This is a genomic window from Streptomyces sp. SP18BB07 (genome assembly GCF_036322545.1).
Lineage (GTDB): Bacteria > Actinomycetota > Actinomycetes > Streptomycetales > Streptomycetaceae > Streptomyces > Streptomyces deccanensis.
The window spans coordinates 141,516-164,823 of sequence record NZ_JAQYWT010000271.1; the positions used below are offsets into that span (position 1 = coordinate 141,516).

Sequence of the window (23,308 nt, forward strand, 5' to 3'; positions counted from 1 at the left end):
TCGTGCCGACGCCGCCCGGGGCGTCTCGCGGCCGGGGTGCGGCCTTGTGCGGTGGGTCGCACAATCATGGCGCCCGCGTGCGATCCGGGAAAGGGAGGCGTGGGGGACGTGCCCATAAGGTGACAGGGGCCGTGACCACTACGACCACAACCTCCGTTGCTTCCGCAAGGGCGTCAGGACCGTCCCACGCGGGCACGATGTGGCCCAGGTCACCCTTCCCCCCTCGACCCGACCGACAGGTGGTGGCATTCGTGCAGCTGCGCACCCCGCTCGCCCCGCTCGGGGCGGCCGTGCTCGTGCTCGTGGGACCGCCCCTACTGTCCACCGGCGGCGGCACCGAGAGCGGTACGCAGATCCCCGGCCTGCGTTTCATGGTGCCGAACACCCCGGGCGGCGGCTACGACATCACGGCGCGGACGGCCGCGAAGAACGCCGAGGACGCCGGGCTCACCCACAACATCGAGGTGTTCAACCTGCCCGGTGCCGGTGGCACGGTCGGTCTGAGCCGGCTGGTGAGCGAGCACGGCAACGGCAGGCTCGCGATGTCGATGGGGCTCGGTGTCGTCGGCGCCGTCCGCTCCAACGACGCGCCGAAGACCCTCGCCGACACCACGCCGATCGCCCGCCTCACCGAGGAGCAGGACGTCGTGGTGGTCGCCAAGGACTCCCCGTACAAGACGATCGACGAGCTCGTCGGGGCCTGGAAGGAGGACCCGGGCAAGCTGCCGGTGGGCGGGGGTTCGGCGCCGGGCGGGCCCGACCATCTGGCGCCGATGCTGATGGCGCAGGCCGCCGGGATCGCGCCGAAGGACGTCAACTACATCCCGTTCGACGGCGGCGGTGAGCTGCTCGCCTCGATCCTCGGCGACAAGGTCGCCTTCGGGGTGTCCGGGGTCGGCGAGTACCTGGACCAGATCAAGGCGGGCGAGCTGCGGCTGCTCGCGGTGACCGGCCCGAAGCGGGTCGCCGGGCTGGACGCGCCGACCCTCCAGGAGGCCGGCTACGACGTGAACTTCACCAACTGGCGCGGCATCGTCGCCCCGCCCGGCCTCACCGAGGCCGAGCGCGACAAGCTCACCCGGCTGATCGAGGAGCTGCACGACTCTCCGGAGTGGCGGCAGTCGATGAAGCGACACGGCTGGGACGACGCGTTCCTCACCGGCGAGAAGTTCGGCGACTTCCTGGACGCCCAGGACAGGCGCGTGGTGTCGGTGCTGAAGGAGCTGGGCCTGTGACCGCGGAGACGGACACCACCGGCACGCCCCCGGCACCCGCCGACGAACGCCGCTCCTGGCTGCGCGACCATTCCGAGCTCGGCGTCTGTGTCCTGCTGATGGCGCTCGGCGTCCTGGTCCTGACCGACGCGCTCACCATGGACGTCGACATCGCGCAGCGCGGTCCGGTCGGCCCGAGGACCGTGCCGCTCGTGGTCGGCGGCGGTCTGCTGCTGATCGCCGCGCTGCTCGCGGTGGACGTGCTGCGCGGCGGCCGGGGCGAGGCGGAGGGCGGCGAGGACATCGACCTGTCCGAGCCCGCCGACTGGCGCACGGTCCTGCTGCTGGCCGGGGTGTTCCTCGGCGCGGCCGTCCTGATCGAACCGCTCGGCTTCCCCATATCCGGCGCCCTGCTGTTCTGGGGCGCGGCCTACGCCCTCGGCAGCCGGCACCTCGACCGTGACCCGCTGATCGCGGCCGTCATCTCCCTGGTCACGTACGCGGTGTTCGACAACCTGCTGGGGGTGCCGCTGCCCGGCGGTCCGCTGATGGGAGTGCTCTGACATGGACGCCTTCAGCTCCCTCCTCGACGGCTTCGGTACGGCGCTGACACCGATCAACCTGCTGTGGGCCGCGATCGGTGTCCTGCTGGGCACGGCGATCGGGGTGCTGCCCGGGATCGGGCCCGCCATGGCGGTGGCGCTGCTGCTGCCGGTGACGTACGGGCTGAACCCGGTCGGCGCGTTCATCATGTTCGCGGGCATCTACTACGGGGCGATGTTCGGCGGTTCCACCACCTCGATCCTCCTGAACACGCCCGGGGAGAGCGCGGCCGTGGTCGCGGCCATGGAGGGCAACCCGATGGCCAAGTCCGGGCGCGGCGCGCAGGCGTTGGCGGCGGCCGCCATCGGCCACTTCGCGGGCGGCATGGTCGGCACGGTGCTGCTGGTGGCGCTGGCGCCGAAGGTCGCCGAGCTGGCCGTGGACATCGGCGCCCCGGACTACTTCGCGATCATGGTGCTGGCGTTCATCGCGGTGACGTCCGTCCTCGGCTCGTCCCGTATCCGGGGCCTCGCGTCCCTCCTGATCGGCCTGACGATCGGTCTGGTGGGCCTGGACCAGATGACCGGCCAGCAGCGGCTGACCTTCGGTTCCCTGCAACTCGCCGACGGTGTGGACGTGGTGATCGTCGCGGTGGGTCTGTTCGCCATCGGCGAGGCGCTGTGGGTCGCCGCCCACCTGCGGCGCAGCCCGCCCGAACCGATCCCGGTGGGCCGGCCGTGGCTCGGCCGCTCCGATGTGAAGCGGACCTGGAAGTCCTGGCTGCGGGGCCCGTTCATCGGCTTCCCGTTCGGCGCGATCCCGGCGGGCGGCGCGGAGATCCCCACGTTCCTGTCGTACGTCACCGAGAAGCGGCTCTCCCGGCACAAGGACGAGTGGGGCAAGGGCGCCATCGAGGGCGTCGCGGGCCCGGAGTCGGCGGCGTCGGCCTCTGCGGCGGGCACGCTCGTCTCCATGCTGACCCTGGGCCTGCCGACCACGGCGGTCGCGGCGGTGATGCTGGCCGCGTTCCAGCAGTACGGCATCCAGCCCGGCCCGCTCCTCTTCGAACGCGAGCCGGACCTGGTGTGGGGCCTGATCGCCTCGCTCTTCGTCGGCATGGTGCTGCTGCTCGCGCTCAATCTGCCGCTGGCCCCGGTGTGGGCGAAGCTGCTGCGGATCCCGAGGCCGTACCTCTACGCGGGGATCCTGTTCTTCGCGGCGGTCGGCGCGTACGCGGTCGGCGGCGAGGTGATCGACCTGGTGATCCTGCTGGTCATCGGCCTGATCGGCTTCGGCATGCGCCGCTACGGCCTGCCGGTGCTGCCCGCCGTCATCGGCGTGATCCTCGGACCCAACGCCGAGCAGCAGCTGCGCCGGGCCCTCCAGATCAGCGACGGCAGCGTCACCGGCCTGGTGAACACGCCGTTCTCGGTGACGGTGTACGTGATCATCGCCTTGCTGCTGACGTGGCCGCTCTTGAGGCGGCTCGTCACCCGCGGGCGCAGGGCGGAGGCAGGATGAGCGGGGGCCGTGCGCTCAGCTCGCGCCCCGCTCCGCCTCCTCGTGCAGGAAGGCGCTGATCTGGCCCGCGATGTCCGCGCGGCCCGGGCCGCCCGCCGGGTCGAGGAGGTCCTCGTCGACGCCGATGCCGCCGGACCACAGGTACCGCTCGGTCCACTCCTCGTCGGCACGCAGCTGGACCTGGATGTCGAACTGGGTGAGGTGGGCCTCCGGGGCGGCCGCGTAGAGGACGGAGGTGGCGCGGCGCAGCGGGTAGAGGTCGAAGCCCTCGATGAACTTGGAGTTGCGCCAGTCGAGGAAGGCGCTCTCGCCGTCGGGGCCGGTGCGGATGTCGAGCTGGCCGTCCTCCAGGTGGAGGCCGACGTGGTCGCTGCCCCGGTTCTCCACGGTGACCCGGAACCGGAAGTACGTCAGGCCCTCGGCGGCGTCGTCACGTCCCCGTGGGGGTTCCGCGCACTCCACTCCGTGGACGCGCACACGCAGGCCGGCCAGGTCGCCGTCGTACTCCTGCCAGTCCCCGATCACGTTGGGCTCGCGCACCGTCCACCTCTCCACATCGGCGGGACACCTCCCGCGTCGCGCGCACCACAGTGCCACACCCGTCGGACGTCCGGGTCCGGGGCATTACCGCCGGTCAGAGGTGATCAAGGCGTGTGCAGCGACGATTCCTGGGTGGGTCCCACGAAGGAGGTCGGGCACGTGCCGCACATCACGTTCACGGTCCACGGTGCGGATGTGCGGCGACCGACTTGGCGATTCCCCGGGCGGGTTTCGGCGCCGTACGCTACGTTCGATCACCGCCGGTTGGCGCACCGTCGGCGAGGTCGCGTGCAGGGAAGGTTCTGAGCGTCGCATGGGCAACTTCGGCATCGCTCCGTCGACGGGCCCGGTCATGGCCGGAGGGCTGGCCGATCCGCTGTTCGAGACGGCGAACCGCGATCCCGCGCTGCCACAGCTCGCCCGCCGCGACGGCTCCTCCCTCGACTCCCCCGACTCCCCAGACACGTGGACGCGGGTGAGCGCCGCCGAGGCACGGGACGAAGTGTCCGATCTGGCCAAGGGGTTGATCGCGTCCGGGATCCGGCCGGGCAACCGGGTGGCCGTGATGGCGCGGACCCGCTACGAGTGGACGGTGCTCGCCGTCGCGCTGTGGGCCGTGGGCGCGGAGATCGTGCCGGTCTGTCCGACGTCGTCGCGCGACCAGATCGAGTGGATCCTGCGGGACGCGGCCTGTGTGGGCGTGGTCGTCGAGGACGACTTGGGTGTGATGACCGTCGGCTCGGTGTGCGCCAAGCTGCCGTTGCTGCGGTACGTGTGGCAACTGGACGCCGAGTCCCTGCCACAGCTGGTGGAGGCGGGCCGGGACGTACCGGACGCGACGGTGGACTCGTTGCGCCGTATCGTCATGCCGGACTTCACCGCCGTGATCGCGTACACCTCCGGCACGACCGGCCGGCCCCGGGGGTGCGCGCTCTCCCACCGCAGCCTCGCCAGTCCCTGTGACGCCCTGCTCGCCGGCTGGCGGCAGACGGCGGCGGCGCCCGGGGAACAGCCGGCCATCCTGGCCTTCCTGCCGTTCTCGCACGTCTACGGTCTGATGATCCAGGGGATGTGTCTGCGCGGCGGGCTGCTCCTCGCGCACGAGCCGGAGTTCAGCGAGGAGGCGCTGTCCGCCGCGCTGCGCTCGTTCCGGCCGACGTTCCTCTTCGGTGTCCCGTACCTCTTCGAGCGGATCTACAAGAACTTCCTGCGCAAGGCCCAACAGGCGGGCCGGGGGCCGCTGTTCGAACGGGCCGTGCGCACCGCCCAGGACCACGCCCTCGCGGTCGAGCGGCAGCGGCTGGGCACGGGTCCCGGGCCGGCGATGGATCTGAAGCTCCAACACGCCTTCTACGAGAAGACGGTGTACCGCAAACTGCGCGCGACGCTGGGCGGCCGGGTGCGCGGCGGCACTTCGGGCGGCTCCCCCCTCAACCGCGATCTGGCGCTGTTCTACGCGGGCATCGGCATCCTCGTCCACGACGGGTACGGGCTGACCGAGACCGCCGGGGGCATCACCGCCCAGCCGGTGGGCCGGGAGAAGTTCGGCACCGTGGGCCGGCCGCTGCCGGGCACCGAGATCCGGGTGGCGCGAGACGGGGAGATCCTGGTCAACGGGCCCTCGGTGTTCCAGGGGTACGTCAACGACGAGGCGGGCACCCGGGCCGCGCTGCAGGACGGCTGGCTGGCCACGGGGGACATCGGGCGGCTGGACTCCGAGGGGTATCTGTCGATCACCGGCCGGAAGAAGGAGATCATCATCACCAGCGGGGGCAAGGGGGTCGCTCCCGCGCCGCTGGAGGAGCAGCTGCGGACGCATCCTCTGATCCACCAGGCGGTGGTCGTGGGCGACAACCGTCCCTGTGTGGGTGTGCTGCTCACGCTGGACCCGGAGTTCCTCGCGCACTGGCGGATGTCGTTGTCGGCGCCGGGTGAGCTGCTGGGGCGGGAGGCGCGGGAGGAGAACGCGCTCCGGCAGGAGGTGCTGCGGGCGATCGCCGCGGCCAACAGCACGGTGTCGCGCGCGGAGTCGATCCGCGTCTACCGCATCCTGCCCGAACCCTTCGACCTCGCCAACGGCATGCTGACCCCGTCGATGAAACTGCGCCGGGACACCATCGTGCAGCGGTACGAGGCCGAGATCGAGGCGATGTACGCAACCTCGGCGCGGACCGCCCGCCGCACGCTCGCGGAGGAGATCGCGGGCTGGGACGACTCGGACTCCGACGACGTGTTCCGGCGGGCCCGGCACTGACCGCGCGAGCGACCGCCGACGGCTGAAGGTCCCCGTCCGACCACGGGTCGGGGCCGTTGTTGACGAAACGGTCCTTCGGATGCGGAGATGCTCCAGGCACCAGCGGGGAGACCGCTTGCCCGAGAGCACTCCGCACCACCGTGAGACGCACCGTGAGACGAAGGACGAGGACCCATGGCACTGCAGATCAGCGCCACCAACCCGGAACACCCCGCGCTGCTGCTCGAACTGCCGTGGCACCTGCCGCTGGAGGAGTGGCCCGACCACCACCTCGTGCCGCTCCCCCGGGGCATCTCCCGCCACGTGGTGCGCTACGCCCGCGCCGGCGACGAGGTCGTCGCCGTCAAGGAACTCGCCGAGCGGCCCGCCCTGCGCGAGTACGAGCTGCTGCGCGACCTCGACCGGATCGGCATCCCCGCCGTGGACGCGCTCGGCGTGGTCACCGGCCGTCTCGACGAGGCGGGCGAGCCGCTGGAGCCGGTGCTGATCACCCGGCACCTCGGCGGTTCGATGCCGTACCGCTCGATGTTCGAGACGACCATGCGCCCGGCCACCATGCACCGGCTGATGGACGCCCTCGCCGTCCTGCTGGTGCGGCTGCACCTGGCCGGGTTCGCGTGGGGCGACTGCTCGCTGTCCAACACGCTGTTCCGGCGGGACGCGGGCGCGTACGCGGCGTACCTGGTGGACGCCGAGACGGGCGACCTGCACGCCCGGCTGAGCCAGGGGCAGCGGGAGTACGACCTCGATCTGGCCCGGGTGAACATCAGCGGCGAGCTGCTGGACCTGGAGGCGTCGGGGGCGCTGCACCCGTCGGTGGACCCGATCGACTTCGGCAACGAGATCTGCTCCCGCTACCACCGGCTGTGGGAGGAGCTGACCCGCAGGTCGGTGTACCCGGCCGGGAAGTACCACTACATCGAGCGCCGGATCCGCCGTCTCAACGACCTCGGTTTCGACGTCGCCGAGATGCAGATCGAGCACGCCGACAACGGCGACACGGTGACCTTCGTGCCCAAGGTCGTCGACGCGGGCCACCACCAGCGGCAGCTGCTGCGGCTGACCGGTCTGGACACCGAGGAGAACCAGGCCCGGAGGCTGCTGACCGACCTGGAGAGCTGGATGGCCACCCAGGACGACTACGCCCCGGGCGACCCCCTCGGCGCCCGTCCCGAGGTGCTGGCGCACCGCTGGGTGCGGGAGGTGTTCCGCCCGACCGTGCGGGCCGTCCCGCTCGAACTGCGCGGCTCGATGGACCCGGCGGAGATCTACCACCAGCTCCTCGAACACCGCTGGTACCTGTCCGAGCGGGCCCAGCACGACATCGGCCTGGACACGGCGGTGAAGGACTACATCGACAACGTCCTGCCGAAGACGCTCGCGCTGCTGCCGCCGAAGGTGGACGACGTCACCGCCGAGTGAGCCGACGGCACGTCACTTGTGGGGGACCACCGCGACCGGGCAGCGCGCGTGGTGCAGGACGCCGTGGGCGACCGAGCCGATGCGGGCGCCGACGGCCGTACGGCGGGCACGGCGCCCGACGACCACCAGCTGCGCCCGCTGGGCCACGGACAGCAGCACCTGCCCGGCGCTGCCCATCTCGACGTGCTGGGTGACCCGCACCTCGGGGAAGCGCTCCCGCCACGGTTCCAGCGCGGCGGCGAGCGCCTTCTTCTCGTACGGCTCCAGCCCGCCGGCCTCGTCGAGGAGCTTGAGCGAGCCGGGGCTGTACGCGTACAGCGGGGGCAGTGTCCACGCCCGCACCGCGCGCAGCGACGCCCCGCGGGCGGCCGCCGTCTCGAACGCGCACCGCAGCACGTCGGCGCTGTCCTCCGGGGTGCCCTGCTGACCGACGACCACCTCGCGTCCGGCGGCCTCGGCACTCGGGCTGTCCTCGGCGCGCACGAGCACGACGGGGCGCGGTGACTCGACGATCACCTGCTGGCCCACGGAGCCCAGCAGGAAGCCCACGACGGCGCCGTGTCCGCGCGAGCCCAGCACCAGGGTCTCGGCGTGCTCGGCGGCGCCGACCAGCGTGTCGACCGGCGGGCCCTCCACGAGGTCCGTCGTCACCTCCAGCTCCGGGTGCCGCTCGGCGACACCCCGCGCGGCCTCGGCGAGGGCCTCCCCGGCCCACCGCGCCTGTCCGTCCCGGTCCACGGTGATCGCCTCGTGCGGCTCCCACCGCCACGCGTGCACCATCCGCAGCGCCAGGCCCCGGCGTACGGCCTCCCGGCCGGCCCACGCCAGTGCGGCGAGGCTCTCGGGGGTACCGTCCACTGCGGCGGTGATCGGGCGCGTCGTCATCGGCCACCTCTCGGTCGTCACATGGCTGACGGGTCCAGTCTTCACTACGCTCGCCGTATGACCTTGGAGTGGGAGCAGCTGCTGGTGGACGCGGCCGATCCGGCGGCGCTGGGGCGCTGGTGGGCCGAGGCGCTCGGGTGGGTGGTGGTCGACGAGTCGCCCGACGAGTACGAGATCCGCCCGGCGCCGGACCGTCTCCCGGGCCTGCTGTTCGGGCGCAGTCCGGACACCAAGGACGGCAAGAACCGTCTCCATCTCGACTTCCGCCCCGTCGACCAGGAGGCGGAGGTCACCCGCCTCCTCGCCCTCGGGGCCCGGCACGCGGACATCGGGCAGACCGGTGACGAGCCCTGGGTGGTGCTCCAGGATCCGGAGGGCAACGAGTTCTGCGTCCTGGCGCCGCGCGCGGACTGACGTCGCTGCCGGGGTCCCGCGCCCGTGGCCCCGCGGAAACCGCGCGAAGCGGCACGGTCGAACATACGATGGCCGCATTGTCTCGGGGTGGAGGAGTATGACTCAGGCGGTCGGTCCGGCGCGGAGCGTGATCCTCACGGTGGATGACGATCCCGGGGTGTCCCGCGCGGTGGCGCGGGATCTGCGCCGCAGGTACGGCGAGTCGTACCGGATCGTGCGGGCGGAGTCCGGGCAGACGGCGCTGGAGGCCCTGCGGGAGCTGAAGCTCCGGGGCGACCAGGTGGCGGTGATCCTGGCCGACTACCGGATGCCGGAGATGAACGGCATCGAGTTCCTGGAACAGGCCCTGGACGTCTATCCGGGGGCGCGGCGGGTCCTGCTCACCGCGTACGCCGACACCGGAGCGGCGATCGACGCGATCAACGTCATCGACCTCGACCACTATCTGCTGAAGCCGTGGGACCCGCCGGAGGAGAAGCTCTACCCGGTCCTGGACGACCTGCTGCAGGCCTGGCGGGCCGCCGACCGCACCTGTGCGGGCACCACGAAGGTGGTCGGGCACCGGTGGTCGGCGCGGTCGTCGGGCGTACGGGAGTTCCTGGCGCGCAACCAGGTGCCGTACCGCTGGTTCTCGTCGGACGAGCCGGAGGGGCGGCGGCTGCTCGCGGCGGCCGGCGCGGACGGCGAGCGGCTGCCGCTGGTGGTCACCCCGGACGGTACGCCGCTGGTGGCGCCGGAGGACCCGGAGCTGGCGGAGAAGGTGGGGCTGGCGACCACGCCGGCCCAGGAGTTCTACGACCTGGTCGTCATCGGCGGCGGACCGGCCGGGCTGGGCGCGGCGGTGTACGGGGCCTCGGAGGGGCTGCGGACGCTCCTCGTCGAGCGGTCGGCGACCGGCGGGCAGGCGGGCCAGAGTTCACGCATCGAGAACTACCTCGGGTTCCCCGACGGGGTGTCCGGCGGCCAGCTCACCGACCGGGCGCGCCGTCAGGCCACCAAGTTCGGCGCGGAGATCCTCTCGGCCCGCGAGGTGAACGCCCTGGAGGTGAACGGGGCCGCGCGGACCGTCCGGTTCTCCGACGGTTCGGCGGTCGCCGCGCACAGCGTGATCCTTGCGACGGGCGTGTCGTACCGGCAGCTCGCCGCGCCGGGCTGCGCGGACCTCACCGGCTGCGGGGTGTTCTACGGTTCCGCCCTGACCGAGGCGGCCGGCTGCCAGGGCCACGACGTGTACATCGTCGGCGGCGCCAACTCGGCCGGGCAGGCGGCGATGTACCTGTCCCGGGGTGCCAAGTCGGTCACCCTCCTCGTCCGCGGCGACTCGCTCACCGCGTCCATGTCGCACTATCTGATCCAGCAGCTCGCCGAGGCCCCCAACATCTTCGTGCGCCCCGGCACGATCGTGGAGGCCGCGCACGGCACGAACCAGCTGGAGCAGCTGACGCTGAAGGACGTGGCGAGCGGGCGGGAGGAACTCGTCGACGCGCAGTGGCTGTTCGTGTTCATCGGCGCCGAGCCGCACACCGACTGGCTGGAGGGGACCGTGCTCCGCGACGAGCGCGGGTTCATCGTGGCCGGGCCGGACATGACCCCGGACGGGAGTCCGCCCGCGGGCTGGGAGCTGGACCGGCCGCCGTACCACCTGGAGACCAATGTGCCCGGTGTGTTCGTCGCCGGGGACGCTCGGTCGGAGTCCGCGAAGCGGGTCGCGTCGGCCGTGGGAGAGGGGGCGATGGCCGTGATGCTGGTGCACAGGTATCTGGAGCAGTCATGACCGGTGCTGAGGCCTCGGAGGCCGCGTCATGAGCGGGGAGCCGTCGCCGTGCGACCGGGCCGAGCTGGGCCGGCTGTTCCTGTTCGAGAAGCTGGACGACGAGCAGTTGGACCGGCTGTGCCGTGAGGGCCGGGTGGAGCGGTTCGAGCCGGGGCATGTCTACCGGGAGGGCGAGCCTGCCACCTGCTTCTTCGTGCTCCTGGAGGGCACGGTGGTGCTGTCGCGGCAGGTCGGCGACGACGACGTGGAGGTCAGCCGCAGCTCCCAGGTCGGGGTGTACGCGGGTGCCTTCCAGGCGTATCTCGGCGACCATGCGGACCAGGCCCGCTACAAGGGCTCCATGCGGGTCACCGTCCCCTCGCGCTTCTACGTCCTGCCCGCGGCGGCCTTCGCCCAGATCATGCGCGACTGGTTCCCCATGGCCGTCCATCTGCTGGAGGGTCTGTTCTTCGGGAACCAGAACACCCAGCGGACCATCAACCAGCGGGAACGGCTGCTGGCGCTGGGCTCGTTGTCGGCCGGACTCACCCACGAGCTGAACAACCCGGCGGCGGCCGCCGTCCGGGCGACCTCGGCGCTGCGGGAGCGGGTGGCCGGGATGCGGCACAAGCTCGGGGCGATCGCCGCCGGACCGCACAAGCGGGCCATGCTGGAGTCACTGGTCGATCTACAGGAACGGACGGCCGAGCAGGTCGCCAAGGCCACTCCGCTCAGCCCGCTGGAGGCTTCCGACCGGGAGGACGAGCTGACGGACTGGCTCGACGACCACGGCATCACGGGCGGCTGGCAGCTCGCGCCGAACTTCGTGCAGGCCGGACTCGACACCGCGTGGCTCGACCAGGTCGCGGAGGCCGTGGACGAGCACACCCTCGAAGGGGCGGTGCGCTGGCTCAACTACACCGTCGAGACCGAGCTGTTGATGAACGAGATCGAGGACTCCACGACCCGCGTCACCCAGCTCGTCGACGCGGCCAAGCAGTACTCGCAGCTCGACCGCGCGCCCTACCAGAACGCCGACGTCCACGAACTCCTCGACAGCACCCTGCTGATGCTGTCCGGGAAGATCGGCGAGCGGATCGAGGTGGTGAAGGAGTACGACCGCTCGCTGCCGCGTATCCCCGCCTACCCCGGTGAGCTGAACCAGGTGTGGACGAACCTGATCGACAACGCGGTCGCGGCGATCAACGACACGGGGGGCGTGGGCACGCTGACGGTACGGACGGCGCTGGACCACCGGGACCAGGTGCTGGTCGAGTTCCGTGACACCGGTCCCGGCATCCCGGCGGAGATCAAGGGCCGTATCTTCGACCCGTTCTTCACCACCAAGCCCGTCGGACAAGGCACCGGGCTCGGCCTCGACATCTCCTGGCGCATCGTCGTCAACAAGCACCACGGGCACATCGAGGTGCACTCGCGGCCGGGCGAGACCCGCTTCCAGGTCTTTCTGCCGCTGACGGCGCCGGCGGCCGATCTGGACATCACGCTCGCCGACGATCCCGAGGAGACCTCATGACCCTGCCCGCCGGAATCGACCCCGCCGTTCCGCCGAGCGGCGACGGATGCGTGGAGTGCGACGCGGCCGACGGCTGGTGGTTCCATCTGCGGCGCTGCGCCCAGTGCGGCCATGTCGGCTGCTGCGACTCCTCCCCGGCCCAGCACGCCACGGCCCACGCGGAGGCCGCGGGGCACCCCTTCGTGCAGAGCTTCGAACCGGGTGAGTCCTGGTTCTGGAACTACGAGACCTCCGAGATGTACGAGTCTGGGCCCGACCTCGCGCCGCCCGCGAGCCATCCCGAGGACCAGCCGGTGCCGGGCCCTGCGGGACGCGTCCCGCGAAACTGGACCGAGGCCCTGCACTGACGGGGTCGCGTTGTCGGGTGCGGCCCGGTGGGGCTTCTCGCGCAGTTCCCCGCGCCCCTAAAAGCTGCAGGCCCCTGCGGGCCTGAAAAGCACGGGGCGCAGCCCCGGCTTTTCAGGGGCGCGGGGAACTGCGCGACCAGCCCCCACGCACCCGCACCCGACAACCCACCCCATGACACCTGCCCCACCGAACGGAGTGACATCGTTGTTGATCGGGATCGGCGAGATCCAGGACGCCGCCGAGCGGATCGCCGGCCACGTCGTGCGGACCCCCACCGTGGCGAGCCCGGGGCTGTCCGCGCTGCTCGGCGCGCCGGTGACCGCGAAGCTGGAAGTGCTGCAGCGGACCGGCTCGTTCAAGGCACGCGGCGCGACGGCGAAGCTGCTGACGTTGACGGAAGCGGAGCGGGCGGCCGGGGTCGTCGCGGTCAGCGGCGGCAACCACGGCATCGCCCTGGCGCACATGGCCGCCGCGCTGCACATCAAGGCGACCGTGGTGATGTCCCGTTCCGCGCCCCGCCGGGCGGCCGACCTCGTGGAGGCCGCCGGTGCCTCGCTGCGGCTCACCGACGGGATGGCGGAGGCGTTCGCGCTCGCCGAGCGGCTCCGCTCGGAGGGCCTCACCCTCGTCCACCCGTTCGACGACCCGTGGGTGATCGCCGGGCAGGGCACCGTGGGCCTGGAGTTCGCCGAGGACCTGCCGAACTCCGGGGCGACGGCGGGCTCCGGGGCGACGGCGGGCGGCGCGCTCACCGACGTGCTCGTCAGCATCGGTGGCGGCGGTCTCGTCGCCGGTGTCGCCGCCGCCTTCCGGGCCCTGCTGCCGGGCGTCCGCGTCTGGGGCGTGGAAACCGTCGGCGCCACGGCCATGGCCGACGCGCTCACGGCGGGCGGCCCCGTGACCGTCCCTCTCTCCTCCATCGTCACCACCCTCAGCGCGCCCTCCGTCTCCCGGCTCACGTACGACCATGTGGCCTCCCTCGTCGAGGACGTCCTCGTGGTCTCCGACGCCGAAGCCGTGCAAGGGGTCCTCGACTTCGCCGAACACGGCAAGGTGTGGACGGAGCCGGCCGCCGGCTGTCTGCTGCCCGCCGCCCGGCAGGTCCTCGCACGCGTCGGCGACGGCGCCCGGCTGGGCCTCGTGGTCTGCGGCGGCAACGCGACGACGGCCGACATCACGGAGTGGGCACGCCGGTTCGAACTGCGGTGACCCGGAGCCACCGATGCCCCAACGCCCCTGTCCCGCACAGCACTTGAGGTCGCTCACCGGTCGCCCGGCATAATGCTCGGGTGACCACCCCCACTCCCCTCCCGGGCCCGACTCCGCCCGAGCGCACCCCCGTCGTCATCGTCGCCGCCGGCCCGGCCGGGCTCACCGTCGGCAACATCCTGCGCGCCGCCTCCGTCGACTGTGTGGTGCTGGAGACCGAGAGCCGCGCGTTCATCGAGCGGCGCCCCCGGGCCGGGTTCCTGGAGGAGTGGGCGGTGCGTGCGCTCCAGGGGCGCGGACTGGCCGACCGGCTCGTGGAACGAGCCCCGGTGCACACGGAGTTCGAGTTCCGTTTCGCCGGTGAGCGGCGCCGGTTCCCGTACACGGAGATCACCGGCCACCACCACTACGTCTACCCGCAGCCGCTGCTGGTGACGGACCTGGTCCGGGAGTACGCGGACGTCCGGGGCGGCGACATCCGCTTCGGTGTGCGTGACGTCGAACTGCACGACATCGACGGGGAGCGCCCGTCCGTGTCGTACGTGGACCCGGCCACCGGTGAACGGCACGTCCTCGCCTGTGAGTTCGTCGCCGGGTGCGACGGCGCCCGTGGGGTCACCCGGGCCGCGCTGCCGGCCGAGCACGCCACGGTCGCCCGGCACGACCACGGGGTCGGGTGGCTGGCGCTGCTCGCCGAGGCGCCCCCGTCGTCCGACTGCGTCGTCCTCGGGGTGCATTCCCGGGGGTTCGCCGGGCACATGGCGCGCAGCCCAGAGGTCACCCGCTACTACCTGGAGGTCCCGGCCGGTGACGACCCGGCGAACTGGCCGGACGACCGGGTCTGGTCCGAGCTGCACACCCGCCTCGCGGCACCCGGCGCCCGGCCGCTCACCGAGGGCCCGTTGGTCGAGAAGCGGGTGCTCGACATGCACAACTACGTCACCGAGCCGATGGCGTACGGCCGGCTGTACCTCGCCGGTGACGCCGCGCACCTCGTCGCGCCCATCGCCGCGAAAGGCATGAACCTGGCCCTGCACGACGCCCTGCTCCTGGCGGACGCCCTGATCGCCCACCTGGGAAAGGGCGACGACAGCGGGCTGCGCGGCTACTCGGACGCCTGTCTGCGCCGGGTCTGGCACTACCAGGAGTTTTCGCAGTGGCTGGCGGAGCTGCTGCACGGGCCGTCGTCCGGCGACCCGTTCCGGGCCGGCGCCGCCACCGCGAGGCTGCGCCGCGTGCTCGGCTCCCCCGCCGCCGCGTCGACCTTCGCGGAGCTGTTCATCGGCAAGGGAACCGATCACTGACGTCAGCCGCCGCCGGGACCACGTTCGTCGGGGCGGCGCCGACGTCGAGACGTCAGTGGCCGTCGTGGCAGCAGCCGTCCCGGCGCATCAGCCGGCCGACCTCCAGCCAGTCCTCCTCCGTCCCGGCGGCCTTCGCACGTGGTGCGGCGGGCCGGTACGCGGCCACCAACTCCTCGGTGGTGAAGGGGGTTCCGCCCCGCAGGACCGACGTCGTGCGGATGAGGTCGGCAAAGTCCGTGAAGGGGTCGCCGTCGATGATCGTCAGGTCGGCGAGCTTGCCCGTTTCGACCGTGCCGAGGTCGTCGTCCAGGCCGAAGAGGCGGGCCGGGAGGACGGTCGCGGTGCGCAGGGTCTCGGCGGGGGTGAGGCCGCCGGCGTGCAGGGCGCGCAGGGCGAGGTGGAGGAAGAGGCCGACGGGGCCGAGCGGCTGGTCGGTGCCGAGGGCGACGATGCCGTCGGCCTCTAGGATCCGCCGGTAGATGTCGGTCTCGGTGCGCAGCGCGGCGAGTTGGGCGGCGGTCGGCGGGATTGCCGCGCCCTGCCGGACGACGGCGGCGTCCCACGGTGGCATGACGACCGTGACGCGCGGGTCGTCGGCCAGCGTCGGGTCGGCGCCCATGAGGGGTGCGGCCGTGAAGGGGGTGGCGATCAGGGAGAAGTCCACGCCCTGCCCGGTGTAGATCTCCACCACGTCCTCGTAGGCCTGTCCGCTCGCGGTGATGGCGTGGCCGAACTCCCCGCGCTGGGTGGCCTGGAGATGGGTCGTCAGGTCCTGGCCGAGCTGCACGCCCGGGGAGAGCAGATGGCCGCCGGTGCGGACGCCGAGGCGTTCGTGGGCGAAGCGCGCGGCCTCGCTCATCACCCAACCGGGTGCCCGTACATAGGTCTTGACGAAGTCCCAGTCGAGCGCCTCGGCTCGTTCGAGGGTGCGGCGCAGTCCGGCCTTCGTGCGGTGGGCGCGTCCCATGCTGTACGCGACCCGGGCGCCGTCGAGGAGTTCGCCGGTGGTGAGGAGCCGGGGTCCGGCGAGTCGGCCGGCGTTCACCTCCTCGCGGATGCGGGCCTGTTCGTGGGCGAAGCCGCCCAGGGAGACGGCGGTGGTGACGCCGTAGGTGAGCTGTGCGGTGGCCTGGCGGCTGCCGTAGGTGCTCTGCCAGGGGTGGGTGTGGCTGTCCCAGAGGCCGGGGATCACGGTGTGCGCGGAGGCGTCGATCCGGCGGAGCGCGGCGCGGCGGTTGCCCCGGTGCGGTTCGACGGCGGTGATGCGGCCGCCGCGGACGACGATGTCGACGTCGTCGCGGACCGTCTCGCCGGTGCCGTCCCACAGCCGTCCGGCGTGGACGACGGTGTCGGCGGAGGTGCGCCGGGTGCGGTCGAGCGGTACGCGGACGGTTCGGGTGTGGTCGCCGGTGACGTCGATCAGGCGGAGCCGGGTGCCGGACTGGTAGAGCAGGGTCGTGGAGTCGCCGGACCAGGTGGGGTGGTCGGCGGGTTCGGTGGTGAGGGTGCGGAGTCTGCCTCGGGGGGTGCCGTCGGGGGCGACGGGCAGCAGGCACAGCGCGGATTCGACGATCACGGCCATCCAGCGTCCGTCGGGTGACCAGACGGGGCCGGAGTCGTAGCGGTCGGCGATGGAGGTGTGCGGCGCGACCGCGTGCAGCCGGTCGGCGCCGGTCGTGGCGTCGACGATCCGGATCAGGTTGTAGCCCTCGCGGAAACGGGCGCCGAGACGGTTGCGATCGCACAGCGCGAGGTACCGGCCGTCGGGCGACCAGCTCGGCCTGCCGGGGATGCCGCCCCCGCCGAGCGGTGCCACGAGGACGTGCTCCGCACCGCTCGCCAGGTCCCGTACGACGAGCCGGCCGGCCATGTCGAGGCACGCGAGCCGCTCGCCGTCGGGCGAGAGCGCGGGCATGACCCGGCCGCCGGTCGCGAGCGCGGTCTCCTCGCCGGTGGCCGGATCGTGTCGGTACACGCCGAGCAGGCCGTCGCGGTCGTCGGCGTAGACGAGCGATCGCCCGTCGGGTGCCCAGGAGGGCGCGAGCAGGGTGCGGGTGGGCGGCGACTGGCGCAGCTTCCTCGGTCGGCGGCCGCCCGAAGTACCGGTCAGCCAGAGGGAGTTGAGGGCGGCGAAGGCGATGCTGCGGCCGTCCGGCGACAGTGCGGGCAGGTGGATGCCCCGTACCGGGCGGACCCGTTCCTCCCCGAGGTCGTACTCCTTGACCCGGTAGCGCGGCCGGTCGACCGGGAGCACGCCCTCGAAGGGGATCCGCTCGGCCTGCGCGGGTTCCTCTGGGCGTACGAGGCTGAACCCCCCGTCCAGGGTGACCAGCAGTCGGCCGTCGGCCGTCCAGCGGGGTGGCACGGGCGCGAGGTCGCCGTCGACCTCGACGGGCCGCCCGTCGACGACGAGGGTGCAGGAGCCGTTGGGGGCGGCCGTGGTGCGCAGGTGGGCGAGGCGGCCGTCGGCGGCGAGGGCAGGCGTCATGACCTGGGCGGCGGTGGTCTCGGTGTGCTCGACGGTCACCGCGCCGGTGCCGTCGGCGGCCACGGCGGCGACCGTGCGGGACTCGACGGACGGGGTGGTGCCCGAGGTGACGACCTTGCCGCGCACGAACAGCAGCCGGGTGCCGTCGGGTGACCAGGCGGGGTCGAAGTCCTCCCACGGGCTGTCCTGGAGGGGGCCGTCCTGGTCGGGCAGGCCGGTGACGGGGGTGATGTCGCCGGTGGAGAGGTGCAGGACGTGGATGCGGTAGGGGCTTCCGCCGGAGGCGGCGCCCGGGTCGCCGCCGCGTTCGGAGCCGAAGGCGAGCCGGGTGCCGTCCGGTGACCAGGCCGGTGCCCGGTCGTCCCAGGGGCCGTCGGTGCGCTGCGTCAGGCCGGAGCCGTCGGGGCGCATGGTCCACAGGTGGAAGCCGCCGCCCTGGTAGGCGCAGAAGGCGACGAGTTCGCCGTCCGGGGAGTAGGTGGGCCGGTTGGGTTCGAGGCCGGCCGGGGTGAGGGCGACCGCCTTGCCGCCGCCGCGCGGAACCGACCACAGGCCGCTCTGGATCTCGGCGACCAGGGTGTCGCCGGCGGGCGCGAGGGTCGCCGAGCCGTTGGTGGCCCGGGTGAAGGTGAGGGTGAGGCCCGCGTCGGCGGTTCGGGACCGGGCGGCGGCGGGTGCGGCCGGGCCGACGGTGCCGAGGACCGCGGCGGCCCCCGTGGCACCGGTGGCGGCGAGGAGTTGACGGCGGGTCAGGGGAGGAGTGGGACGACTCTGGTCACGATCCATGACACGTCACGCTCGCGCACCACCCGCCCCACGGGCAACACCACCATTCACGCCATCGGGGGGACGTCACCCACGGGTGTGACGGCGCAGGTCAGTCGCCGGCGTGGCGGCGGCGGATCCAGGCCGGGAGTGCGAACCAGCACAGCAGGTACCAGAGGACCACGCAGCCGACGAGCCACGGCACGTACTCGTCGTGGGTGGCCACGCGCAGGATCAGCAGCAGGGCCGCCGTCATCGTGGCGAGGAGCAGGATGAGACCGACGACGGTCAGTCTGCTCGCCCACTCCACGGCGGCCGGCTTGATGCGGCGACCGGCGACGATCCGGTGGAAGGACACGGGGCCGATCAGGGCGCCGGTGGCGGCGGCGCCGAGGACGACGGTGACGATGTAGATGGTCTTCTCGGTCTGCGGCAGGTCGTGGTAGCGCTGGGTGAAGACGACGGTGAGGAGGAAGCCGAAGAGGATCTGCACCCCGGTCTGGGCCACCCGCACCTCCTGGATGAGTTCGCTCCAGCGGCGGTCGGCGCGCTCGTCCTCGGTCTCGTCGCGGCCTCGGTCCCGGCTGCCGTGCACCTCGGTCACAGGTCCTCCCGGTCGGTCGATGTTCCCTTCCCTGGATGGTGCCGTGGCCCGACCGGGCCCGCACACCCCTCCACAGTTTCACTCACACGAGTGAATCCAGTTGGCAGATCGGTCACTTGTGTCATTTCCGGCTTAGCGTGATCACCGTGACCGACTCCTCAGCAACGTCCCGCCGGGGTTTCCTCCTCGGCGCCGCCGCGCTCGCCCTCACCCCGCAGTTCGTCCGCCAGGACCCGGCCGCCGCCGCGGCCGACGTGCCCGGCTTCCCCTCGGACGTCGAGCTGTACAGGTCGGTGTACCGCAACTGGGACGGGGAGATCACCGCCTCCGGGCTGTGGGCGTGCGCGCCGGCCGACGCGGAGCAGGCGGTTACGGTCGTCAACTGGGCGCGGCGGCAGGGCTGGAGGGTCCGCGCGCGCGGTCTCTCCCACGGCTGGTCGCCCCTGACCATCACCCCCGGCACCGACTCCGGCGCCCCGTTGCTGCTCGTCGACACGACCGCCCACCTCACCGCCATGACGCTGGAGTCCACCGACCCGGCCGCCGTCCGGGTGGGCTCCGGCGCCTCGCTGGAAGGGCTGCTGACCTTCCTGGAGGGCCACGGCCTCGGAGTGACCGCCTGCCCCGCGCCCGGTGACCTCTCGATCGGCGGCGCCCTCGCCGTCGACGCGCACGGCACGGCGGTGCCGGCGGTCGGGGAGACCCGGCCGCCCGGTCACACGTACGGCTCGCTCAGCAATCTCGTCCTGTCGCTGACGGCGGTGGTGTGGGACGCCGACAGCGACGCGTACGTCCTGCGGACGTACGGGCGGGACGACGCGGACGGGGCGGCGCTGCTCACCCATCTCGGCCGGGCGCTGGTCACCGAGGTCGTGCTGCGCGTCGGGCGCAACGCCCACCTGCGGTGCCTGAGCCGGACCGACATCCCCGCCGGGGAGCTGTTCGCCCCACCCGGCACCGGCGGGCGTACGTTCGCGAGCTTCCTGGACGAGGCGGGGCGCCTGGAGGCGATCTGGTTCGCGTTCACCGAGTTCCCCTGGTTCAAGGTGTGGAGCGTGGAGCCGACCCGCCCGCTCACCTCACGGCACGTGACCTCGCCGTACAACTACCCCTTCTCGGACAACGTGCCGACCGTCGTCGCCGACCTCGTCGGGCGGATGGTGTCCGACGGCGCCTGGTATCTCGCGCCGGTGTTGGGCAAGACCCAGCTGACCACGGCCTCGCTGGGGCTGACGACCACGTTCTCGGCGGACATCTGGGGCCCGTCCAAGAACACACTGCTCTATCTGAAGCCGACGACCCTGCGGGTGACGGCCAACGGGTACGCGGTGCTCACCTCACGGGACCAGGTGCAGCGTGTGGTCCACGAGTTCACGACGTTCTACCGGGAGCGGCTCGCCGCGTACGCGGCCCGGGGGCGGTTCCCCGTCAACGGGTCGGTGGAGATCCGGGTGACCGGCCTCGACGACCCCGCGGACGCCGGGGTGGCCGGCGCGCGTGCCCCGCTGCTGTCGGCGCTGCGGCCGCGCGCCGACCGGCCCGATTGGGACACCTCCGTGTGGCTGGACGTGCTGACGCTGCCGGGGACGCCGGACGCCGAGGCGTTCTTCCGAGAGCTGGAGCGTTTCCTGCTCGCCACCTACGACGGCGGCCACGCCCTCACCCGGGTCGAGTGGTCCAAGGGCTGGGGTTACACGGACGAGGCCGCCTGGAGCGACGAAGAGGTGCTCGGCACCGTCGTACCGGAGTCCTTCGACGACGGCGCGGGGCCGGGCTGGGCCGGCGCGAGTGAGATCCTGGACCGCCTCGACCCGCACCGGGTCTACGGGAACGCCTTCCTCGATCGACTGTTCCCGTAAGCGAATCCCACAGAGGTGAAGCCGGCGTCCGGCCGGAGGCACCGCGTCCCGCTCTCCGGCCGGCTCGACTCCCTGACGTGCCTCACACCTTGCGCCAGCGCGCCATGGCGAACGAGAACAGCCCGAACAGGACCAGCCCGACCGCGACGCAGGCCAGGAGCACCGGGCCCACGGGGGTTTCGGCGAAGGAGCGGAGGGTGTCGTCGAGGCCCTTGGCCTTGTCGGGTTCGTACTCGATCGCGGCGCGGACGGCGAAGACACCGACCGCGGCGAACAGCAGACCCCGGGCGACACCGCCGCCCACCCCGCTGATGTCGACGAGACGGCGGGTCCGCGGTGACATCTCGCCGAGCCTGAGGTGCTTGTGGTACGAGCGCATCGCGGCCCGTACGCCGATCCACCCGCCCGCGGCGATCACACCCACGCCCGCCGCGCCCACGAGCCACTGGCCGCCGGGAAGTTCGAGCGCGCGTGCCGTGACGTCCCGGGACTGCTCGTCGCTGGAACCGCCACCGCCTCCCCCACTGCCCCCGCCCGCCGCGAAGATCAGCACCGAGTAGGCGACGAAGGCGTAGAACACGAAGCGCGCGGCGGACGCGAGCCGCTTGGTCCACTTGCGGCCGTCGGGGCCCGCCGCCCCGAACACGGCCTCCGACAGCCGCCACAGCGCCATGCCCACCAGGCCGATGCCCAGGGCCCACAGCATCACGGAGCCCAGCGGCTTCTCGGCGATCTCCTCCAGGGCGCCCTGCCGGTCCGCCTGTTCCGAGCTCCCGCCGAAGGCGATCTGCAGGGCCAGCGCCCCGACCAGCAGATAGATGACGCCGCGCGCGGTCAGCCCGGCGCGGGCCGCGCCCTCGGTCACCGAGCCCCGTGCCGCGCGCCTGCTGCCCACCCCCAGAGTCGTCATCAGCCGCGTCCCTCCCGACCCTCGACCCGCAGCTGGAGCTGGACCTCCTGGTCACCGGCGTCCACGCCGACCTGACGCACGGTGTACTCCTCCTCCAGGGCGGACCGCAGCAGCCGTACGGCCGGCGGGCTGCCCTGGACCTCGACCGTGACGGGCGCGGACGGCGGCTCGGGGTGTCGGCCTTCGCCGGCGGTGACCGCGGCGGCCGTGTCGTACATGCCGGTCCACATCGTGGGCCGGTCGGTGCCCGTCTCGTGCGGCGGGTCGTCGGGACGCCGGTCCGACTCGAAGTGGGCGCGCAGACAGGCGAAGACGCGTTCGGCGTCCTGGGCGGAGCAGTCGCAGAGCACGACCTCCACCTGGGACACGGGCAGACTGGGCAGGGTCACGAGCCTTCTCCCTCGTGTGAGCGACAGGGTGCGGGTACCCCGAGTACCCCCATCGTCTGCCCGAAACGGGGTTCTCGCAGGTCGCGCGATCGACCCGGCGCCGCATGGGCCGTGGGCTATGTTGAGTGCTCGTGGGAGACGAAGGAGGCACGCGGGTGCCATCGCCGCAGCAGGCACGTGCGCAGGCATCAGCGATCACGTCCGGGCGGACCGCGCCGGAGACCGGGCAGTCGCCCACGTCCCGGCTCAGGGAGCTGTTCGACGGCCCCCGGCTCTCCCCCGGGCAGCGGCGGATCGCGCAGTATCTGATCGAGCACATCACCGAGGCCGCGTTCCTGTCGATCACCGACCTCGCGGAGCGGGTCGGGGTGAGCCAGCCCTCGGTGACCCGGTTCGCGGCGGCCGTCGGCTTCAGCGGCTACCCCGCACTGCGCGAGCGGCTCCAGTCCATCGCCCTGGCCACCCTAGGCAGCGCCCCGGGTATCTCGGCGGCGGACCGCAGCAACGAGTTGCAGGCGGCCGTGGACGCCGAGATCGAGAACCTGGAGAACCTGCGGCGCGACTTCGCCGATCCCGACCAGGTGATCGAGATCGGCCGCGCCCTGTCCCTGTCGGCCCCGCTGACCGTCCTCGGCCTCAGGATCTCCGGCGCGCTCGCCGAGTACTTCGCGTACGCCGCCCGCCGTATCCACCCCGACGTCCGGCTGGTGACCAAGGGCGGCACGGTCGCCTACGACACGCTGCTGCAGTCCCGTGAGGCGGGGGGCACCTGGGTCCTGGCGTTCTCCATGCCCCGGCACGCCCAGGAGACCCTGACCGCGCTGCGGGTCGCCCACGGTGCCGGGCTCAAGGTGGCCCTGGTGACCGATCTGGCGCTCGGGCCGCTCGCGGACGAGGCGGACGCCGTCTTCGCCACCGGCACCGGCTCACGCCTGGTCTTCGACTCCTACGCGGCCCCCGTGATGATGTCCTCCGCCCTGCTCCAGGCCATGACCGACGCCGACCCCGAGCGCACCCAGGCCCGGCTGGAGGCGTACGAGCAGGTGTCGGAGCAGCACCAGTTCTTCCTCAGGGACTGATCCCACTCCACCCCCATGCCAGGACAGCGGCGGATTCTTCCTGTCATTCCCGGCATGAATTTTTCCATGCCCTTGCATACTCAGGGGTATATATAAATACTGCTCGCGGATCGTGACCCGGTGGAACGCCGGGTCACGTCGTCCACCCGGGACCGTCCGCTCCTACCCGCCACGGCGCCCCGGGAGGCGGCCCCGGCCATCCCCTATGCCGGGGCCGCCCGGACTCCCCCACCCGCTGCTGCACCCATGGCGTCGATGCAAGACCGGAGTGTT

At 72.4% G+C, this 23,308-nt stretch carries 19 protein-coding genes; 13 read left to right on the plus strand and 6 right to left on the minus strand.

Annotation, left to right across the window (positions count from 1 at the left end; genetic code table 11):
* Positions 1–251 precede the first annotated feature (251 nt).
* From PUR53_RS12550 to PUR53_RS12560, 3 genes are read left to right on the plus strand one after another with little or no spacing between them, the layout of a single operon-like run.
* A complete protein-coding gene (locus tag PUR53_RS12550) occupies positions 252–1,235 on the plus strand; it encodes a Bug family tripartite tricarboxylate transporter substrate binding protein (protein WP_329908379.1) in 984 nt (327 codons plus the stop codon).
* Positions 1,232–1,777 carry a tripartite tricarboxylate transporter TctB family protein gene (locus PUR53_RS12555; RefSeq protein ID WP_329898144.1) on the plus strand — a complete coding sequence of 182 codons (546 nt, stop codon included), beginning with the start codon at positions 1,232–1,234 and terminating at the stop codon, positions 1,775–1,777. The genes PUR53_RS12550 and PUR53_RS12555 overlap by 4 nt, the downstream gene beginning before the upstream one ends.
* A gap of 1 nt (position 1,778) precedes the next feature.
* Positions 1,779–3,278 carry a tripartite tricarboxylate transporter permease gene (locus PUR53_RS12560; RefSeq protein WP_329898143.1) on the plus strand — a complete coding sequence of 500 codons (1,500 nt, stop codon included), beginning with the start codon at positions 1,779–1,781 and terminating at the stop codon, positions 3,276–3,278.
* Positions 3,279–3,293: 15 nt separating this feature from the next.
* On the opposite strand, the gene PUR53_RS12565 is transcribed toward PUR53_RS12560, so the two are convergent.
* Positions 3,294–3,818 (minus strand): hypothetical protein, encoded by a 525-nt coding sequence (locus PUR53_RS12565; RefSeq protein ID WP_329898142.1) that lies wholly within the window; start codon positions 3,816–3,818, stop codon positions 3,294–3,296.
* 313 nt (positions 3,819–4,131) lie between these two features.
* Here PUR53_RS12565 and PUR53_RS12570 point away from each other — a divergent pair, with 313 nt between their 5' ends.
* Together PUR53_RS12570 and PUR53_RS12575 are read left to right on the plus strand one after the other, a co-directional pair.
* Complete coding sequence (locus tag PUR53_RS12570) at positions 4,132–6,072, plus strand: AMP-dependent synthetase/ligase (RefSeq protein WP_329908347.1); 1,941 nt, start codon at positions 4,132–4,134, stop codon at positions 6,070–6,072.
* Between the two features lie 174 nt (positions 6,073–6,246).
* On the plus strand, positions 6,247–7,494 hold the full coding sequence (locus PUR53_RS12575; protein WP_329898140.1) for a DUF4032 domain-containing protein: 1,248 nt from the start codon (positions 6,247–6,249) through the stop codon (positions 7,492–7,494).
* Between the two features lie 12 nt (positions 7,495–7,506).
* On the opposite strand, the gene PUR53_RS12580 is transcribed toward PUR53_RS12575, so the two are convergent.
* Complete coding sequence (locus tag PUR53_RS12580) at positions 7,507–8,379, minus strand: universal stress protein (protein WP_329898139.1); 873 nt, start codon at positions 8,377–8,379, stop codon at positions 7,507–7,509.
* 57 nt (positions 8,380–8,436) lie between these two features.
* Between PUR53_RS12580 and PUR53_RS12585 the strand changes: the two genes are divergently transcribed.
* The 6 genes from PUR53_RS12585 (at position 8,437) to PUR53_RS12610 (ending at position 14,941) form a co-directional block, all read left to right on the plus strand.
* On the plus strand, positions 8,437–8,793 hold the full coding sequence (locus tag PUR53_RS12585; RefSeq protein WP_329908348.1) for a VOC family protein: 357 nt from the start codon (positions 8,437–8,439) through the stop codon (positions 8,791–8,793).
* Positions 8,794–8,890: 97 nt separating this feature from the next.
* Positions 8,891–10,567 (plus strand): FAD-dependent oxidoreductase, encoded by a 1,677-nt coding sequence (locus tag PUR53_RS12590; protein WP_329898137.1) that lies wholly within the window; start codon positions 8,891–8,893, stop codon positions 10,565–10,567.
* Positions 10,568–10,595: 28 nt separating this feature from the next.
* Positions 10,596–12,080, plus strand: coding sequence for an ATP-binding protein (locus PUR53_RS12595; protein WP_329898136.1), 1,485 nt, complete (start codon positions 10,596–10,598; stop codon positions 12,078–12,080).
* Positions 12,077–12,427: a UBP-type zinc finger domain-containing protein gene (locus tag PUR53_RS12600; protein ID WP_329898135.1), complete on the plus strand. Its 351-nt coding sequence runs from the start codon at positions 12,077–12,079 to the stop codon at positions 12,425–12,427. Before PUR53_RS12595 ends, PUR53_RS12600 begins: the two co-directional genes overlap by 4 nt.
* Before the next feature lie 208 nt (positions 12,428–12,635).
* Positions 12,636–13,637: a pyridoxal-phosphate dependent enzyme gene (locus PUR53_RS12605; RefSeq protein ID WP_329908380.1), complete on the plus strand. Its 1,002-nt coding sequence runs from the start codon at positions 12,636–12,638 to the stop codon at positions 13,635–13,637.
* Between the two features lie 80 nt (positions 13,638–13,717).
* On the plus strand, positions 13,718–14,941 hold the full coding sequence (locus PUR53_RS12610; RefSeq protein WP_329908349.1) for a 4-hydroxybenzoate 3-monooxygenase: 1,224 nt from the start codon (positions 13,718–13,720) through the stop codon (positions 14,939–14,941).
* Positions 14,942–14,993: 52 nt separating this feature from the next.
* Here PUR53_RS12610 and PUR53_RS12615 read toward each other — a convergent pair whose 3' ends face one another.
* Both PUR53_RS12615 and PUR53_RS12620 read right to left on the minus strand, forming a co-directional pair.
* Complete coding sequence (locus tag PUR53_RS12615) at positions 14,994–18,215, minus strand: amidohydrolase family protein (RefSeq protein WP_329908350.1); 3,222 nt, start codon at positions 18,213–18,215, stop codon at positions 14,994–14,996.
* 91 nt (positions 18,216–18,306) lie between these two features.
* A complete protein-coding gene (locus PUR53_RS12620; protein ID WP_329898132.1) occupies positions 18,307–18,798 on the minus strand; it encodes a DUF6328 family protein in 492 nt (163 codons plus the stop codon).
* A gap of 146 nt (positions 18,799–18,944) precedes the next feature.
* On the opposite strand from PUR53_RS12620, the gene PUR53_RS12625 reads away from it, so the two are divergent.
* Entirely contained in the window at positions 18,945–20,657 is a 1,713-nt protein-coding gene (locus tag PUR53_RS12625; protein ID WP_329898131.1) for a cholesterol oxidase substrate-binding domain-containing protein, read from the plus strand.
* An 82-nt stretch (positions 20,658–20,739) separates the two neighbouring features.
* On the opposite strand, the gene PUR53_RS12630 is transcribed toward PUR53_RS12625, so the two are convergent.
* Together PUR53_RS12630 and PUR53_RS12635 are read right to left on the minus strand one after the other, a co-directional pair.
* Positions 20,740–21,567: a DUF1206 domain-containing protein gene (locus PUR53_RS12630; protein ID WP_329908351.1), complete on the minus strand. Its 828-nt coding sequence runs from the start codon at positions 21,565–21,567 to the stop codon at positions 20,740–20,742.
* Positions 21,567–21,956: a hypothetical protein gene (locus PUR53_RS12635; protein ID WP_329898129.1), complete on the minus strand. Its 390-nt coding sequence runs from the start codon at positions 21,954–21,956 to the stop codon at positions 21,567–21,569. Before PUR53_RS12635 ends, PUR53_RS12630 begins: the two co-directional genes overlap by 1 nt.
* A gap of 155 nt (positions 21,957–22,111) precedes the next feature.
* Between PUR53_RS12635 and PUR53_RS12640 the strand changes: the two genes are divergently transcribed.
* The gene (locus tag PUR53_RS12640; protein ID WP_329898128.1) at positions 22,112–23,035 is read left to right on the plus strand and encodes a MurR/RpiR family transcriptional regulator; all 924 of its coding nucleotides are present in this window, start codon (positions 22,112–22,114) and stop codon (positions 23,033–23,035) included.
* Positions 23,036–23,308: the final 273 nt, after the last annotated feature.